The sequence below is a fragment of the Corynebacterium jeikeium genome (genome assembly GCF_000738175.1).
In the GTDB taxonomy this organism is placed as follows: domain Bacteria; phylum Actinomycetota; class Actinomycetes; order Mycobacteriales; family Mycobacteriaceae; genus Corynebacterium; species Corynebacterium jeikeium_C.
Map to the genome: position 1 here is coordinate 79,400 of NZ_JFCH01000055.1, position 14,439 is coordinate 93,838.

Below are 14,439 nucleotides of genomic sequence, written 5' to 3' on the forward strand. Positions count from 1 at the left end.
ACTATCCTAGCCCGCGAGCCTCGTAGGCATCGAGGCCACGCCGCGCTAGAGCTTTTAAGTTCTCGGCTAATGGTAGCGGTTCTACCTCGCGAATACCGGGTGAAAACCCTAGCAGGAACCGTAAAAACCATTCACCGGTGTCGGGCACGTCGACGACCAGCCGGGTTTCGTCCTCGACTACCCACATGGGGAAGTACTCCAGCATCCACCGCAGCGACTCGTCTAACTCCAGGCGCGCCCAGTCGTCGCTGAGGCCGAAGCCGAAGGGATCCTCAGGGTCGATCTCGGGCACCTGTTGGGCACTGGCCGAACCCTTCTCCCCCAGGTCGAGCCCGTCGATGCGCGCAAGCGCAAAGGTTTTTGTGGTGACGCCACGTTCCCGCGCCCACAGGTAATAGTCGCCGTCCACGAGGGCCACGTGGTCGGGGTCTACCGTGCGGGTATTGAAGCTATCGCTGGACAGCGACTGGTAGTTGAAAGTGACCTGGCGGCGCGACTGGATGGCCTCCGAGAGCTGTCGGCGCAGCTGCACATGGGCGGGGGCTGAGGGCGCCGTTTCGGGGGTGAAGGAATCCGTGTACTCGCGCCGGGAGCGTAAGAGAGCCTGAATCTTCTCGCTGGCGGAGTCGATGTCCGCCTGCGCCTCTGCTGGCGCGGTGGAGCGCAGCGCCTGCAGGTTCAGCAGCAGCACGCCGGCCTCCATCGCGGTCAGGGCGAGCGGGCGATCCAGGCCCGCGGAAAACTCCACTGAGGCGCGCATGCGATCCACGGTGATCTCCACCGGCATGTCGAGGATGCTGGCGGGCACGCGGCACTGAGAAACCTGACCGAGCTCGTGGGCGATCTGCGCGGTGGATAGGTCCAACGCGCGAGAGGCCGCCATCAGGCTGCTGTCCGGGTGAGACCGGAACCAGGCGAGGACGGACAGGGTACGGAGGAACTGTTCGGCATTGGAACGAGGGGGCGTCATGAAGCAGCCTCCTTGAGAACGGCAACAACATCGGCGACGACATCCGGCGGCGAGGTGACGATTACGTGGGGCGCGTATGCCGCGGCGGTGCGGACAAACCAGTCGCGCTCCACCGGGCCGATCTGGCCATCCTCGTCGGCCAGGCGGCGCAGTTCCCAGGCCCCGGGCTCCGGGAACTCCACGGTGGCGGTGACCATCTGGCGGCTGCTCAAAAGCCCCTGCTGGATCAGCTGCTGCGGGGTGCCCTCCGGGCGCGGGTGCTGGGCGAACTCCGGCAGGGCAGCGACGGAATCAATGCGCGCTAAGCGGAACGTGCGCTGGGCCTCGCGGTCCGGGTCGAAGCCCGTGACGTAGATTAGGCCCTCCTTGGCGCCGTAGGCCCAGGGCTCTAGTCGACGCCGCTGGGGAGTATCGACCAGCGAAGGATAGTAGTTGAACTCCAAGACTAGGCCGTTATCGAGGGCGCGGAAGATCGCGTCGAGGGAATCGCCGTCCAGGGCGGTGTGGTCCGGGACGCTGGGGACGGCGACCTCGCCGGTGGAAACGCGGTGCTGCATGCCCGCGGCGGCCAGCTTGGTGTAGGCGGAGCGGGCGGCGTGCTGCATCTCCCCCGACTGTGCCCACCGGCTGGCGGCGGCGAGGACAGTGGCCTCGCCGTCGGTGAACTCGATGTCCGGCAGGAAGGTCTGGGCGGGGTCGAGGGTGAGCATGTCTTCGCCCGTGATGCGCACGCCCAGCTCGGCGAGGTCCTGGCGGTCGCGGCCGAGCTGCTTGCGGGCGGAGCCATCGTTGGCGTGCTGGTAGCCCTCGACGTTGGTGAGCACCCACTCGATGGAGCGCGGGCAGTCGGAGTTCAGCAGCGCGATCACCAAGTTGAACAGGCGCGTGGCGCCCGGAATCCAGTGAGTCTCGACGGGGCGGTTGCGGTTCATCGGGCTTCCAGGGACTCGATGATGCGGTCGACGTCCTCGCTGGTGTTGGCAAAGGGGTCGGCCAGCAGGGCTTCCGCCCCGTTCTCGCCGTTGACCTTCACTCGCATCCAATCCACCGTGTAGGACAGCTCCGGGTGGGCGCGCACCGCCGCGATGAAACGACCGCGCACCGCCGCGCGAGTCGTCGGCGGGGCCTGGCGGACGGCCTGCTCGATCGTCTCCGGGGCCAGCAGCGTGCGCGCCAGGCCGCGGCGAGCCAGCACGTTAAACAGGCCGCGGGTGGGGTGAATGTCGTGATACATCAGGTCGATCTGCGCCAGGCGGGGGTCGATGGGATCCAGGCCCCGGGCGGCGGCCATGCGATCCAGCAGGGACTTCTTGATCACCCAGTCGATCTCCGTGGAGACCGGCGAGAAGTCGCCCGTGTCGAAGCAGTCCAGCACGCGGCCCCACAGATCCACCACGGGGGTGAGCTCCGCGTTGGGGGTGCCCTGCTCCGGGTCTTCACGCGAGGCGAGGTAGGCGCAGGCGGCGTCATAAAAAGCGCGCTGGATCTCCAGCGGCGTGGCGGTCGACCCGCTGCGCAGAGCAATGTCCACCTGGCCGGTGAAGTCGCGGGAGATCTCGCGGATAGAGCGGATCTCGTTGGCCATCTCGAAGTCCGGGAGGGCCACGCCGGCCTCGATCATCTCCAGCACCAGCAGCGTGGAGCCGACCTTCAGAGCCGTGGTGACCTCAGACATGTTCGAATCGCCGACGATGACGTGCAGGCGGCGGTACTTAGAGGAATCGGCGTGCGGCTCGTCGCGGGTGTTGATGATGGGGCGCGAGCGGGTCGTCGCGCTGGACACGCCCTCCCAGACGTGGTCGGCGCGCTGGCTCATGGTGTAGCCCGGGCCGAAGTTCTCGTTCGGCGCACCGGGATAAGGGATAGCAAGCTTGCCCGCGCCGCAGATCAGCTGGCGGGTAACCAGGAAAGGCAGCAACTGCTTGCTGAGACCCTTCAGGGGAATATCGCGGCTGACCAGGTAGTTCTCGTGGCAGCCATAAGAGTTGCCCAGGGAGTCCGTGTTGTTCTTCAGCAGGTAGACCTTGCCGCCGACGGCCTGCTCGGCGCGGTCGGCCAGCTCGTGAAACAACAGGTCGCCAGAGCGGTCATAGGCGATCAGCTGGTGCAGGCTATCGCACTCCGCGGTGGCGAACTCCGGGTGCGCGCCGACGTCCAGGTACAGGCGCGAGGCGTTCTCGGTGTAGATGTTCGAGCTGCGGTGCTCCTCCACCACGGGGGCGAAGAGCTTGCGGGCAATCTCGTCGGGGCCCAGGCGCCGGGAGGAATCCTGCATGTTCGCAATTCCATACTCCGTCTCCAGGCCCATAATGCGGCGGCGGATGGCGGTCACTGGCCGCCCTTTTGTACGTAGGAGCGGACGAACTCCTCCGCGTTGTTCTCCAGCAGGCCGTCGATCTCGTCCAGCAGATCGTCGGTTCCGGTGACGTTCACCTGCTGGGTGCCCGCGCCGGAGGTCTGCTCGATTGCTTCGTCGTCGTCGCGCCGACCGCCGCCGGCGCTGACCTGTCCGCCCTGTGCCATGATTAATCTTCCTTTCTGCCAACCCCGGAAATCTTGTCCGGGTTGATTTCCTTCAAGCCTGCCACGAGCTCGCCGATGCCGGGGCGCGGTTGCGCTTCCAACAACGCTCGCAGCTCCAACTGGTTGAACCCGCGGGGGTCGTCCATAGTGATCTGCACCGCGCCGTCCGGGGTGTCCACGATGACGCTATCCCAATTCGCCGAGAGGATGTCGGCGGAGTAGTTCGCCACCAGGTGCCCGCGCAGCCACGCGCGCGTGGCCTGTGGCGGGGTGTCCACCGCGGCCTCGATCTCCACCGGATCCAGCAGGGTCTGCATCCGGCCCTTTCGCACCAGCGCGTGGTAGAGCCCGCGGCGCGGGTCGATGTCCGTATACTGCAGGTCCACCAGGGCCAGGCGAGGGTCTGTCCACTCCAGGCCACGCGCCCGGTAGGCGTTCATCAGCTGCAGCTTGGCCGTCCAGTCCAGCCGGTCGGCGGTAGACAGTGGATCGGACTCTAGGTCGTCGAGGATCTTGCCCCAGAGCTCATAGACCTCCAGATCGTCGCCGCGCAGCTCCATGATCTCCCCCACGCGCTTGCGGATCTCCCGCTGGGTTTCGATGGCCGTGCGTTCCGCCTGTCCATAGAAGCGCAGGCGGTAGGTGCAGTCCAGGTCCCGGGAAACGCGCTGGACGTCCGACACTGGCTCCAGCAGCCGCAGATCGCCGAAGTAGGCGCCCTGGTCCACCGCCGCCAGCACCAGCGCGGTAGTACCGAACTTCAGGTAATTGGAGAACTCGCTCAAGTTCGCATCCCCGATGATCACGTGCAGGCGGCGCCACTTGTCGGCCTCCGCGTGCGGTTCGTCGCGGGTGTTCACGATGCCGCGGTTCAGCGTGGTCTCCAGCGAAATTTCCGTCTCGATGTAGTCGGCGCGCTGGCTGATCTGGAAGCCCGGCTGCTCGCCCTGCTGCCCCAGCCCGATGCGGCCGGCCCCGCAGAAGACCTGCCGGGTGACGAAGTGCGGGATCAAAGCCGCCTGCACGTCCTCAACGTTCAGGTCGCGAGGGTACAGGTAATTCTCGTGCGAGCCGTAGCTAGCACCCTTGCCGTCCACGTTGTTCTTGTAGATCTTCAGCTCCGGCTCGGCTGCCTCCGCCGCGCGGTGCATGATGATATCCCCGGCCTTATCCCACACCACCGCGTCGCGAGCGGTCGTGGTCTCCGGGGAGGAATACTCTGGGTGCGCGTGATCCACGTAGAAGCGTGCGCCGTTGGCGGTGATGACGTTCGCCGCGCCGAGCGCGTTCGGATCCAGCACCGGGGCGGATCCCCGGCGGTAGCGGCGCAGGTCGAAGCCGCGGATGTCGCGCAGGGGAGATTCGTTCTCGTAGTCCCAACGGGTGCGGCGGTTCACCCCCTGGCCGCTGTGTTCGGCATACGCCACAACGGCCTGGGTGGAGGTATGAATCGGGCTGGCCGACGGATCATCCACGGCGACGATGCCGTACTCCGTCTCCGAGCCAATGATGTGCGGGCCAAACAAACTTGTATCCTCCCTAGACCTTGTGCACGTCGATGTCCACCACGCGCTTTGTGCCATGGCCGTAAATGCGCGCCCACTCCGCGGGGTTGGTGGTATCTGGCAGATCTTCGGAATCCCCCACCTCGGCCAGAACGGCCGCGTTTACGTGCTCCGGGCGCAGGCCGTCTGTGCCGTTATGTAGCGCGTCCTTGATAGCTAGGGTCTTCGCTCGGTCCACGATATTCGCAAGCATCGCGCCGGAAACGAAGTCCGCCCAGTACAGGTCCTCACGGCTGCCGTCGGCGTAGTGGAGCGTGACATAGCGGTGCGCCTCGTCGCGGGTAAACAGCTCGTCGACGATGCTCTGCCGCAGGGCCTCCGCTGCCGCTTCGTTGGAACCGGCGGCGGCGGAGAAGTCGGCGTCAATAGGTAGAGAAGCATCGAGGTGCTTCGACAGGATGGCGGCCGCACCGTCGGCATCGGGACGAGCGATGCGGATCTTCACGTCCAACCGGCCGGGGCGCAGGATGGCCGGGTCGATGAGCTCCTCGCGGTTAGAGGCGCCGATGACGATGACGTTGCCCGCGGCCTCCACGCCGTCGAGCTCGGCGAGCAGCTGCGGGACGACGGTGGACTCCATGTCGGAACTCACGCCTGTGCCGCGCGTGCGGAATAGCGCCTCCATCTCGTCGAAGAAGACGATGACGGGGCGACCGGAGCTAGCCACGCGGCGGGCCTGCTCGAAGATCGCGCGGATCTGGCGCTCGGTTTCGCCCACGAACTTGTTCAGCAGCTCGGGGCCCTTGATGTTCAGGAAGTACGGGGAATCCGACTGCGCCAGGGAGTTCGCCACAGCCTTCGCAATCAGGGTCTTACCGTTGCCGGGCGGGCCGTAGAGCAACACACCCTTCGGCGGGCGCAGGCCGTAGCGGGTGTAGATCTCGGGGTGCAGGAAAGGCAGCTCGACCGCGTCGCGGATCTGCGTGATCTGCTGGCCCAGGCCGCCGATGTCGTCGTAAGTGACGTCCGGGACTTCCTCCAGGATCAGGTTGTTCGTCTCCGCGCGCGGCACGGCCTCGAAGGCCCAGCCGGACTTGCGGTCCACGATCACGGAGTCCCCAGTGACCACATCGCCTGCCAGGTCGCCGGCGGCCTTGACCACGTACTCCTCACCCACCTTGTCGGCGATGATCAGCCGGTCGCCGGTAACCTCCACGACCTGTGCGATGTCGCCGAAGTCTGGCTGGCCGGTGACCTCCACGACCTGCTGGCCCTCCCCCAGGCGCACCATCGCGCCGGGTACCAGCTCGTGCTGCGGGACGTGCGGCGAGACCATCAGGCGCATCCGGCGGCCGGCCGTGAAGACCTCGGCGGTGAAGTCCCGGTTGGCCTGCAGCAGCGTGCCGTAGGTGCTCGGCGGTTCGGCCAGCGCTTCCAGCCGACCGTTGATCTCCTCCAGCTTCGTGCGGCTGGCCTGCAGCAGCTCCACGAGCTTCGCGTTGCGCGCACCGAGTTGTCGGTTCGCGATCTGCAACTCGCGCAGAGTCTGCGGCCCTTCCGCTGATGTGTTCTCGGTCATACTGACCAGTCTACTAACGGCGCGCGCGGCGTTGCGGTCGAGGTGCGGTGACGCCATCAGCCAGCCTGCGCGCCAGGATCAGAAATGCCGTGTGCGCGTTCATCCGGTGCTCGGGGCGGGTGGCCAGACCATCGACCTTCCACTCACGCACCAGGGATTCCCAGGCCTTCGGTTCGGTGAAGCAGCCGGTCTCGCGGATGCCCTCCATGACCTTCATCAGCTGCGGGACGGTAGCGACGTACGTCATGAACACCCCGCCGGGAATCAGCACGTCCTTGACGGTGTCCAGCATCTCCCAGGGCTCCAGCATGTCCAGCAGCACGCGGTCGATGTCGCCGACATCCTCCTTGGTGACGGTCTTCAGGTCGCCCAAGCGCAGGTCCCAGTTCTCCGGGTGGCCGTCGAAGTAGTCCTCCACGTTGTCCTTGGCGTAGGCCAGGTGATCCTCGCGGATCTCGTAGCTGATGACCTTGCCCTTAGGCCCCACGGCCCGCAGCAGCCAGGTGCTCATGGCACCGGAGCCCGCGCCGGCTTCCAGCACCGTGGCGCCCGGAAAGATGTCGCCTTCCACGAGGATTTGGGCGGCATCCTTCGGGTAGATCACCGCCGCGCCGCGGGGCATGGAGAGCACGTGATCGACCAGCAGGTGGCGGAAGCACAGGTATTCGGCGGCCCCGGAGGACTTGACCACGGTGCCCTCGTGCTGGCCGATGATGTCGTCGTGGCGGATTTCGCCCTTGTGGGTGAAGAAGCTCTCGCCCTCGGCCAGGGTGATGGTGAAGTGGCGGCGTTTGGCGTCTGTGAGCTGCACGCGGTCGCCTTCGGTGAAACGGCCGGAATATGCCATGTGGTCTTCCTTCCTGCTTTAAGAGATCCGGTTCATTTTACTAGGGTGGGTCGGGTGACTACGAAACTAGCTCTCTCCCCTTCCCGCGCCAACGACTACAAGCAGTGCCCGCTGCTGTATCGCTTTCGGGCGATCGACAAGTTGGAGGAGCCGAACACGATCGCCCAGGTAAAGGGCACGCTGGTCCACGCGGTGTTGGAGAACCTGCACCAGCTGCCACGCGGCAGCCGCACCTACCCGGCGGCGGTGAAGATGATTCGCCCGGAGTGGGAGAAGATGCTGGCCAAAGACCCGGAGCTTTCGGAGCTGGTGCCCGAGCAGTCCACCGTGGAGTTCTGGGAGGAATGCCGCGAGCTGGTGAAGGGCTACTTCCAGATGGAAAACCCGGATGGTTTTGACGCCCACGAGTGCGAGCAATTCGTGAATCTAACGCTGCCCAACGATGTACCGGTGCGCGGTTTCATCGACCGGGTGGATATCGCGGAGACCGGCCAGGTGCGCGTGGTGGACTACAAGACGGGCAAGAAGCCCGCACCCCGCTTTGCGGACTCGGCCCGCTTTCAGATGATGTTCTACGCCCTGGTGTGGTGGCGCATGACGGGCGAGCTGCCCACCCAGCTGAGGCTGATGTACCTGAAGGTCAGCGACGACATGGTGCTGAGCCCCACGGCCACCGAGCTGGCTGCCTTCGAGCGCGAACTGGGCGAGCTGTGGGCGCGCATCCTGGCGGATGTGCGCAGCGGAGACTTCCAGCCGCGCACCACCAAGTTGTGCGGGTGGTGCCACTTCCAGGACCTCTGCCCCGCCTTCGGTGGCACCCCGCCGGACTATCCCTTGGAGGTTTCCTCCTCGTAGTCCGTGTAGAGCTTGCCCTGGAACGTCGGGTTCAGCAGGTTCTCCGGACTCAATACCTCGTCGAGGGTTTCCTCGTCCAACAGGCCCTTTTCCAGAACCAGGTCGCGCACGGGCTTGCCGGTGCGGGCGGCCTCCTTGCCCACCAGGTCGCCGTTATGGTGGCCGATCAGCGGGTTCAGGTAGGTGATGATGCCGATGGAGTTCTCCACGTAGCGGTGGCACACGTCGGCGTTGGCCGTGATGTCCACGACGCACAGGGCGCGCAGCGTGGTGCAGGCGCGGGCCAGGAAACGTACGGACTCGAACACGCACTGGGCGATGACCGGCTCCATGACATTGAGCTGCAGCTGGCCGGCCTCGGCGGCCATGGACACCGTCTGGTCGTTGCCGAAAACCTTGAAGCAGATCTGGTTTACGACCTCGGGGATGACCGGGTTCACCTTGGCCGGCATGATCGACGAACCGGCTTGGCGCTCCGGCAGGTTGATCTCGTTTAGACCGGCGCGCGGGCCAGAGGACAGCAGACGCAGGTCGTTACAGATCTTCGACAGCTTCATCGCCACGCGCTTCACGGCGGCGTGAGCATTGACGTATGCGCCGGTATCACTGGTGGCCTCGATGAGGTCGCGAGCCGGCTCGATCTGCAGGCCGCTGACTTCGCTGAGCGCGCGGATGACCGCGTTCTGGTAGCCGGGCGGGGTGTTCACGCCGGTGCCGATGGCGGTGGCGCCGAGGTTCATCTCGCGCAGCTGCGCCTGGGCGCGCTCCAGCTGCAGTCGCTCCTCGGCGATGTTGTAGCCGAAGGCGCGGAACTCCTGGCCCAGGGACATGGGCACGGCGTCCTGGAGCTGGGTGCGTCCCATCTTCAGGATGTTGCGGAATTCGTGGCCCTTGGCAAGGAACGCGCGCTCGAGCGCGTCGAGGTGCTTGGTCAGCTGGTCGATTGCGAAGTGCAGGCCCAGGCGGAAACCGGTGGGGTAAGCGTCGTTGGTGGACTGGGACATGTTGACGTCATCGTTGGGGTTGATGACGTCGTAGGAGCCCTTCGGGTGCCCCAGGTATTCCAAGGCGAGATTGGCGATCACCTCGTTGGTGTTCATGTTCACACTGGTGCCCGCGCCGCCCTGGAAGACGTCGATCGGGAACTGATCCATGCAGCGGTGCTCTTCCAGCACCTGGTCGCAGGCCCAGATGATGGCCTTGGCCTTCTCATCCGGCAGGGCGAAGACCTCGTTGTTGGCGATGGCGGTGGCCTTCTTGACCATCACCATGCCGCGGATGAACTCCGGGATCTGGTTGATCGTGGTGCGCGAGACCTGGAAGTTGTCCACCGCGCGGAGGGTGTGCACGCCGTAGTAGGCGTGGTCGGGCACCTCCATGGTGCCCAGCAGATCCTCTTCGGTACGGAAACTCTTTGCAGCACGCGCCAGCTGGGAGTGTGTTTCAGCCGACGTGATGATGTCGGTGGAGCTCACGACTGCATCGCCGTGAACTTCCGCCGCTGCCTTTGACGGAATTGGTTTATCGGTCACGATTCGTCCTCTGGTTGGGGAACAACTTTCTGTTCCCCCACCCTAACGAAAACGAACCTAGATGCGCGCGATCCTTATGTCGGTAGCCAGAATTGCCTCCGCGCCGAGGGCCGAAAGCTCGTCCATTAGGGAGTTGGCCTGGGTCTTTGGCACCATCGCGCGGACGGCCACCCAGCTGTCGTTGGCCAGCGGAGAGACGGTCGGGGCGGACAGGCCTGGCGTGATGGCGGCTACCTTGTCCAGGTTTTCGCGGGCCACGTTGTAGTCCAGCATCACGTAGTTGTGGGCGTGCAGGATGCCCTGGATGCGCTTGATGAGCACCCGCTGCTCAGCGGTCACCTCCGCGCCCTTGCGGCCAACGATCACGGCCTCGGAGACGCAGAGCGGCTCGCCGAACGGCTTTAGGCCCTGCTGGCGCAGCGTCCGGCCGGTGGAGACCACGTCGGCGATGACGTCGGCCACGCCCAGGCGGATGGAGATCTCCACCGCGCCGTCCAGGCGAATCACCTGTGCCTCCAGGCCCCGGTTGGCGAGGTCCTTGCGCACCAGGTTCGGGTAGCTGGTGGCGATGCGCTTGCCGGCGAGCTGCTCTACCGTCCAGTCCTCGTCCTTCGGAGCGGCATAGCGGAAGGTGGAGGCGCCGAAGCCCAGGGGTAGCAGCTCGTCGACCTCCTCGCGCGTGTCCGCGGCCAGGTCACGGCCGGTGATGCCGATGTCCAGGTGGCCAGAGGCGATGTAGATCGCGATATCCTTGGGGCGCAGGAAGTAGAACTCCACCCCGTTGTCCTCGTCGGCGATAGTCAGAGACTTCGAATCGCCGCGGGTGGCGTAGCCGGCCTCCTTCAGAATCGAGGTGGCTGTCTCGGACAGGGATCCCTTGTTGGGGACTGCGACGCGCAGCATGATCGTGGTGGCTGCCTTTCTCGGGTTTGCTTTATGTGGTCTAGAGGTATTTGTAAACATCAGCGGGGGTCAGGCCGCGGCCAACCATTACGACCTGCAGCCAGTACAGAAGCTGGGAGATCTCCTCGGCCAGCTCCTCGTCGGACTCGTACTCCGCGGCCAGCCACACCTCACCGGCCTCTTCGACGATCTTCTTGCCCTGGAAATGCACGCCGGCATCCAGAGCCTTGACCGTGCCGGAGCCCTCGGGGCGCTCCTTGGCGCGGGAAGACAGCTCGGCGAAAAGGGAATCGAAGGTCTTGAGTTCTTGTTCGTTCACATCTTCCATTGTGGCAGATCGCACACCTGCCGGTGCAGTGTGCCCCAGCTCTGCGTGGATCTGGCGCAGATCCTCCAACCCGAAGCCGCTTAGGTCCTGGGCTCCCCTGTGCAGCTCAGCCAGGGTGCGCACCCCCTGCGGGATCGCGGTCTCCGGGTCGGTGGGGGCGCCCAGCACGCGGCAGCCCGCGTCGCGGGCGGCGGTCATGCCCGTAGTGGAATCCTCCACCACCAGGCACTCGTCAGGGGCGAAACCAAAGCGCGCGGCGGCGGTGGCGTAGATATCCGGGGCGGGCTTGCCATTGGGCACCTCGTCGCCGCACAGGGTGAAGTCGAAGAACTCGCGGCCAATGGAGTTCAGCGAAACCTCTGTCAGGGCGCGGTTCGTGTTTGTCACCAGCGCCATCGGGAACCCGGCGGCCTTGGCTTCGCTAAGAATCTCCCTGATACCAGGGCGGAATTCCAGCTGCCCCGCAAGGAGCTCCTCGACGCGCGTGTACATGAAGTTAAGCCAGTCGGCCTTGGCGGCGTCATCAAGCACCAACCCCGCGTGAGCCGCGCAGATCTCGACGGTGGTGGGGGTGGTCGCGCCGACCGTCTTTTCGCGTACTTCCGCGGTCAGCGGGCGGCCCATCTTCTCGCCCATCTCGAAGGTTGCGATGCCCCATAGCGGTTCGGTGTCGACCAGGGTGCCGTCCATGTCCCAAAGTATTGCTTTCATGATGACGTTCAGTTTAGGTCAATTGCGCTTCCCACCGGCGCCCCTGTGCCATAGTTAGTGACGTAGGACACACCAGAAGTAAGGAGCGCGATGAGCGAGCAGTCGGCATACTTCGTCCCCGGCCAGGTCACGGAGGAAGAAGGCCAGATCTACCGCAACTACCACCCCACCCAGCACACGGAAAGCCCCTGGGGGCCGGGTTTCCAACACGGCTCCCCGCCCGCCGCACTGGTAGCCACGGTGTTGGAAGACGGTGCGCGAGACGCCGGGCTGTCCCTGGAAGAAGGCCGTTTTAGCCGCATGACCGTCGAGATCCTGGGCGCGGTGCCGCTCAGCGAGCTGCGTACTCACGCGCGAGTAGTCCGCCCCGGCAAGCGCATCAGCTTCCTCGAGGCGATCGTCACCGACGAGACCGGCCGCGAGTTCATCCGGGGCTCCGGCTGGTGGATCCGCCGCGGGGATACAAAGGAGATCGAGCGCACCGTCGGCGAGCCCATGCCTGGGCCCTCTGGCGCCGGGGACGGCAGCGACTTCCTCGACCGCTGGGCCAGTGGCTACATCAACTCCATCGAGGCCCGCCGTGCCGACCTGGACGAGCGCCACCTGAACGTCGACGAATCCCGCAACCCCGCGATCTACTGGTCTCGCACCGACCTGCCGGCCGTCGAGGGCAAGGAGGATTCCACGTGGGTGCGCCTGATGAAGACGGTGGACATCGCCAACGGCCTGAATAACCTGCTGGATACGGACAAGTGGACGTACATGAACGTCGATACGACCGTTTACCTGCACCACGAGATGCGCGGCGAGTGGCTGGGCCTATCCGCAGAGGCCAACTACGGCACCGACGGCATCGGCACTACCGTCACGCGGATCTACGACGAGCAGGGCCTCATCGGCACCTGCAACCAGGGGATTATGCTGGCCCCGCGCTAGGCTTCGCAGACGGCCTCGGCCTGGGTGGTCACGAACATCTCGTCGGCGTCCAGGTCCACGGCCAGCTTCTCCACTAGGGCGAGCAGGTCCTTGATCTCCTCGTCCTCCAGCAGTGCGTCCTCATGGCGGGCGGAGAGCTCCTTGAGCTTCTCGATGTGCTGGTTGATCACGGCGGCGATCGCCATCGTGGTTGCGGTGGGCTGTTCGTCCGCGCTCTCCTCGGTGTTCTGCAGGTTCAGGGAGGCGGCGATCTTCTTCAGCTCGGCTTCGCTGCTGGCAGCCACGGACTGCGCGGCCTGCAGCATGCCGTCGACGATGGCCTGGGCGTCGTCCACCGCGGACTCTGGGTACGGAGCCTCCCAAAATTCGCGATCCTCGTCGCGCAGGTAGCTGCCTGTCGCCATTTGGCGCAGGTTGTCGAGGAACTCCTCGCGGGCGGATGTGGTGGCTGTGCTCAGCTGTGTGGTGCTCATAAGAGACAGTTTGCCCTGTGCGAGCTAGAGTCGCACGCCCAGCAGCGCATCGATTGCGGTTTTTATTTCTGACGCCGCAGCCTCATCCCCTGCCGCCCCAGCCTTGGTGGCCGCTGCCCAGTCGTCGAGCGCTTCCAGGGCCGCCGCCGTGTCAAGGTCGTTGGCCAGGTGGCCGCGGACGGCGGCAATCAACTCGCGGGCCTCGTCGGTTGTGGTGGAGCCGGCGGCCAGGGCCGCCCGCCAGGTGGCCAGGCGATGCTCGGCGTGAGCCAGCACGTCTTTAGTCCAGTCGCGGTCCTGGCGATAGTGGCCCGAGTACACGCCCAGGCGGATGGCCGCGGGCTCGTGGCCGGCGGCGGTGAGCTTGGAGACGAACACGAGGTTGCCCAGCGACTTGCTCATCTTGGTACCGTCCAGGCCGATCATGCCGGTGTGAACGTAGTGGTGAGCCATGCGGTCCACCCCGTGGGCGGCCTCGGCGTGCGTGGCGGAGAACTCGTGGTGCGGGAAACGCAGGTCGCTGCCGCCACCCTGGATCGCAAAGGGGGCGCCCAGGCGGTTGACGGCAATAGCCGAGCATTCGATGTGCCAGCCGGGGCGGCCGGCGCCGAAGGGGGACTCCCACTTCGGCTCGCCTTCGCGGTGGGCGCGCCACAGCAGGGCATCCATCGGGTGCCGCTTGCCGGGGCGCTCCGGGTCTCCCCCACGCTCGGCGAAGAACTTCGCCATCTGCTCCTCGTTGTAGCGGGACTCGTAGCCGAACTGCGGCAGGAAGGTGTAGTCGGCGTAGATGTCCGGGTATTCGTCGCCCTCCAGCTGGTAGGCGGCGCCGACCTCCAGGAGCTTGGCCACCATCTCGATGACCTCGTCGATGGATTCCATCGCGCCGATGTAGTCACGCGGTGGAATGACCGCCAGGTCCTCCATGTCGGAGCGGAACAGGTCGATCTGGCTAGTGCCCAAATCCTGCCAATCCACCCCGTCCCGCTCGGCGCGCTCGAACAGCGGATCGTCCACGTCGGTGATGTTCTGCACGTAGTGCACGCTGTGGCCGCCCGCGCGCAGGTAGCGGTGGATCAGGTCGAAGGTCAGATAGGTGGCTGCGTGGCCCAGGTGGGTGGAGTCGTACGGGGTAATGCCGCAGACGTACATCCCCACCTCCCCGGCGGGAATCTCGACGGGCTTAACCACGTCGTCGGCAGTGTCGTACAGGCGAAGCTGCGGGGCTTCACCCGGCAGCTGTGGGACTTCCGGTTCGGGCCAAGAGTGCATGGGTT

The 14,439-nt window shown here is 65.5% G+C and carries 14 protein-coding genes; 2 read left to right on the forward strand and 12 right to left on the reverse strand.

Going from position 1 to position 14,439, the window contains the following annotated elements; all coding sequences use genetic code 11:
- Position 1 precedes the first annotated feature (1 nt).
- The 7 genes from JQ46_RS09275 to JQ46_RS09305 are packed head-to-tail and all read right to left on the reverse strand — an operon-like array spanning position 2 to position 7,424.
- Complete coding sequence (locus tag JQ46_RS09275) at positions 2–970, reverse strand: helix-turn-helix transcriptional regulator (protein ID WP_034987577.1); 969 nt, start codon at positions 968–970, stop codon at positions 2–4.
- The gene (locus JQ46_RS09280; RefSeq protein ID WP_034987583.1) at positions 967–1,902 is read right to left on the reverse strand and encodes a helix-turn-helix transcriptional regulator; all 936 of its coding nucleotides are present in this window, start codon (positions 1,900–1,902) and stop codon (positions 967–969) included. The genes JQ46_RS09275 and JQ46_RS09280 overlap by 4 nt, the downstream gene beginning before the upstream one ends.
- Positions 1,899–3,302, reverse strand: coding sequence for a Pup--protein ligase (gene pafA / locus JQ46_RS09285; protein WP_034987585.1), 1,404 nt, complete (start codon positions 3,300–3,302; stop codon positions 1,899–1,901). The genes JQ46_RS09280 and pafA overlap by 4 nt, the downstream gene beginning before the upstream one ends.
- Positions 3,299–3,493, reverse strand: coding sequence for a ubiquitin-like protein Pup (locus JQ46_RS09290; RefSeq protein WP_034987587.1), 195 nt, complete (start codon positions 3,491–3,493; stop codon positions 3,299–3,301). The genes pafA and JQ46_RS09290 overlap by 4 nt, the downstream gene beginning before the upstream one ends.
- Positions 3,494–3,495: 2 nt before the next feature.
- A complete protein-coding gene (gene dop, locus JQ46_RS09295; protein WP_034987588.1) occupies positions 3,496–5,019 on the reverse strand; it encodes a depupylase/deamidase Dop in 1,524 nt (507 codons plus the stop codon).
- 13 nt (positions 5,020–5,032) lie between these two features.
- Positions 5,033–6,577 (reverse strand): proteasome ATPase, encoded by a 1,545-nt coding sequence (gene arc, locus JQ46_RS09300; RefSeq protein ID WP_034987589.1) that lies wholly within the window; start codon positions 6,575–6,577, stop codon positions 5,033–5,035.
- A 13-nt stretch (positions 6,578–6,590) separates the two neighbouring features.
- Positions 6,591–7,424 carry a tRNA (adenine-N1)-methyltransferase gene (locus JQ46_RS09305; protein WP_034987590.1) on the reverse strand — a complete coding sequence of 278 codons (834 nt, stop codon included), beginning with the start codon at positions 7,422–7,424 and terminating at the stop codon, positions 6,591–6,593.
- Positions 7,425–7,478: 54 nt separating this feature from the next.
- Between JQ46_RS09305 and JQ46_RS09310 the strand changes: the two genes are divergently transcribed.
- Positions 7,479–8,279, forward strand: a complete 801-nt coding sequence (locus tag JQ46_RS09310; protein WP_034987592.1) for a RecB family exonuclease — start codon at positions 7,479–7,481, stop codon at positions 8,277–8,279.
- Here JQ46_RS09310 and aspA read toward each other — a convergent pair.
- The 3 genes from aspA to JQ46_RS09325 are packed head-to-tail and all read right to left on the reverse strand — an operon-like array spanning position 8,252 to position 11,753.
- Complete coding sequence (gene aspA, locus JQ46_RS09315) at positions 8,252–9,811, reverse strand: aspartate ammonia-lyase (RefSeq protein ID WP_080719532.1); 1,560 nt, start codon at positions 9,809–9,811, stop codon at positions 8,252–8,254. The two genes, JQ46_RS09310 and aspA, sit on opposite strands and share 28 nt — an antisense overlap.
- Before the next feature lie 57 nt (positions 9,812–9,868).
- Entirely contained in the window at positions 9,869–10,714 is an 846-nt protein-coding gene (gene hisG / locus JQ46_RS09320; RefSeq protein ID WP_034987593.1) for an ATP phosphoribosyltransferase, read from the reverse strand.
- A gap of 40 nt (positions 10,715–10,754) precedes the next feature.
- Positions 10,755–11,753, reverse strand: a complete 999-nt coding sequence (locus tag JQ46_RS09325) for a phosphoribosyl-ATP diphosphatase (protein WP_034987594.1) — start codon at positions 11,751–11,753, stop codon at positions 10,755–10,757.
- 90 nt (positions 11,754–11,843) lie between these two features.
- Between JQ46_RS09325 and JQ46_RS09330 the strand changes: the two genes are divergently transcribed.
- Positions 11,844–12,689 carry a thioesterase family protein gene (locus JQ46_RS09330; protein ID WP_034987595.1) on the forward strand — a complete coding sequence of 282 codons (846 nt, stop codon included), beginning with the start codon at positions 11,844–11,846 and terminating at the stop codon, positions 12,687–12,689.
- Here JQ46_RS09330 and JQ46_RS09335 read toward each other — a convergent pair.
- Both JQ46_RS09335 and mshC read right to left on the reverse strand, forming a co-directional pair.
- The gene (locus JQ46_RS09335) at positions 12,686–13,162 is read right to left on the reverse strand and encodes a hypothetical protein (RefSeq protein ID WP_034987597.1); all 477 of its coding nucleotides are present in this window, start codon (positions 13,160–13,162) and stop codon (positions 12,686–12,688) included. The genes JQ46_RS09330 and JQ46_RS09335 overlap by 4 nt on opposite strands.
- A 24-nt stretch (positions 13,163–13,186) precedes the next feature.
- Positions 13,187–14,434, reverse strand: coding sequence for a cysteine--1-D-myo-inosityl 2-amino-2-deoxy-alpha-D-glucopyranoside ligase (mshC, locus tag JQ46_RS09340; protein ID WP_034987598.1), 1,248 nt, complete (start codon positions 14,432–14,434; stop codon positions 13,187–13,189).
- Between the last annotated feature and the right edge of the window lie 5 nt (positions 14,435–14,439).

Bases quoted from the DNA above. Each gene is read 5' to 3' on its own strand.
- JQ46_RS09275 (WP_034987577.1), bottom strand. From the start codon at position 970: ATGACGCCCCCTCGTTCCAATGCCGAACAGTTCCTCCGTACCCTGTCC.
- JQ46_RS09280 (WP_034987583.1), bottom strand. From the start codon at position 1,902: ATGAACCGCAACCGCCCCGTCGAGACTCACTGGATTCCGGGCGCCACG.
- JQ46_RS09290 (WP_034987587.1), bottom strand. From the start codon at position 3,493: ATGGCACAGGGCGGACAGGTCAGCGCCGGCGGCGGTCGGCGCGACGAC.
- arc (WP_034987589.1), bottom strand. From the start codon at position 6,577: ATGACCGAGAACACATCAGCGGAAGGGCCGCAGACTCTGCGCGAGTTG.
- JQ46_RS09305 (WP_034987590.1), bottom strand. From the start codon at position 7,424: ATGGCATATTCCGGCCGTTTCACCGAAGGCGACCGCGTGCAGCTCACA.
- hisG (WP_034987593.1), bottom strand. From the start codon at position 10,714: ATGCTGCGCGTCGCAGTCCCCAACAAGGGATCCCTGTCCGAGACAGCC.
- JQ46_RS09325 (WP_034987594.1), bottom strand. From the start codon at position 11,753: ATGAAAGCAATACTTTGGGACATGGACGGCACCCTGGTCGACACCGAA.
- JQ46_RS09330 (WP_034987595.1), top strand. From the start codon at position 11,844: ATGAGCGAGCAGTCGGCATACTTCGTCCCCGGCCAGGTCACGGAGGAA.
- JQ46_RS09335 (WP_034987597.1), bottom strand. From the start codon at position 13,162: ATGAGCACCACACAGCTGAGCACAGCCACCACATCCGCCCGCGAGGAG.
- mshC (WP_034987598.1), bottom strand. From the start codon at position 14,434: ATGCACTCTTGGCCCGAACCGGAAGTCCCACAGCTGCCGGGTGAAGCC.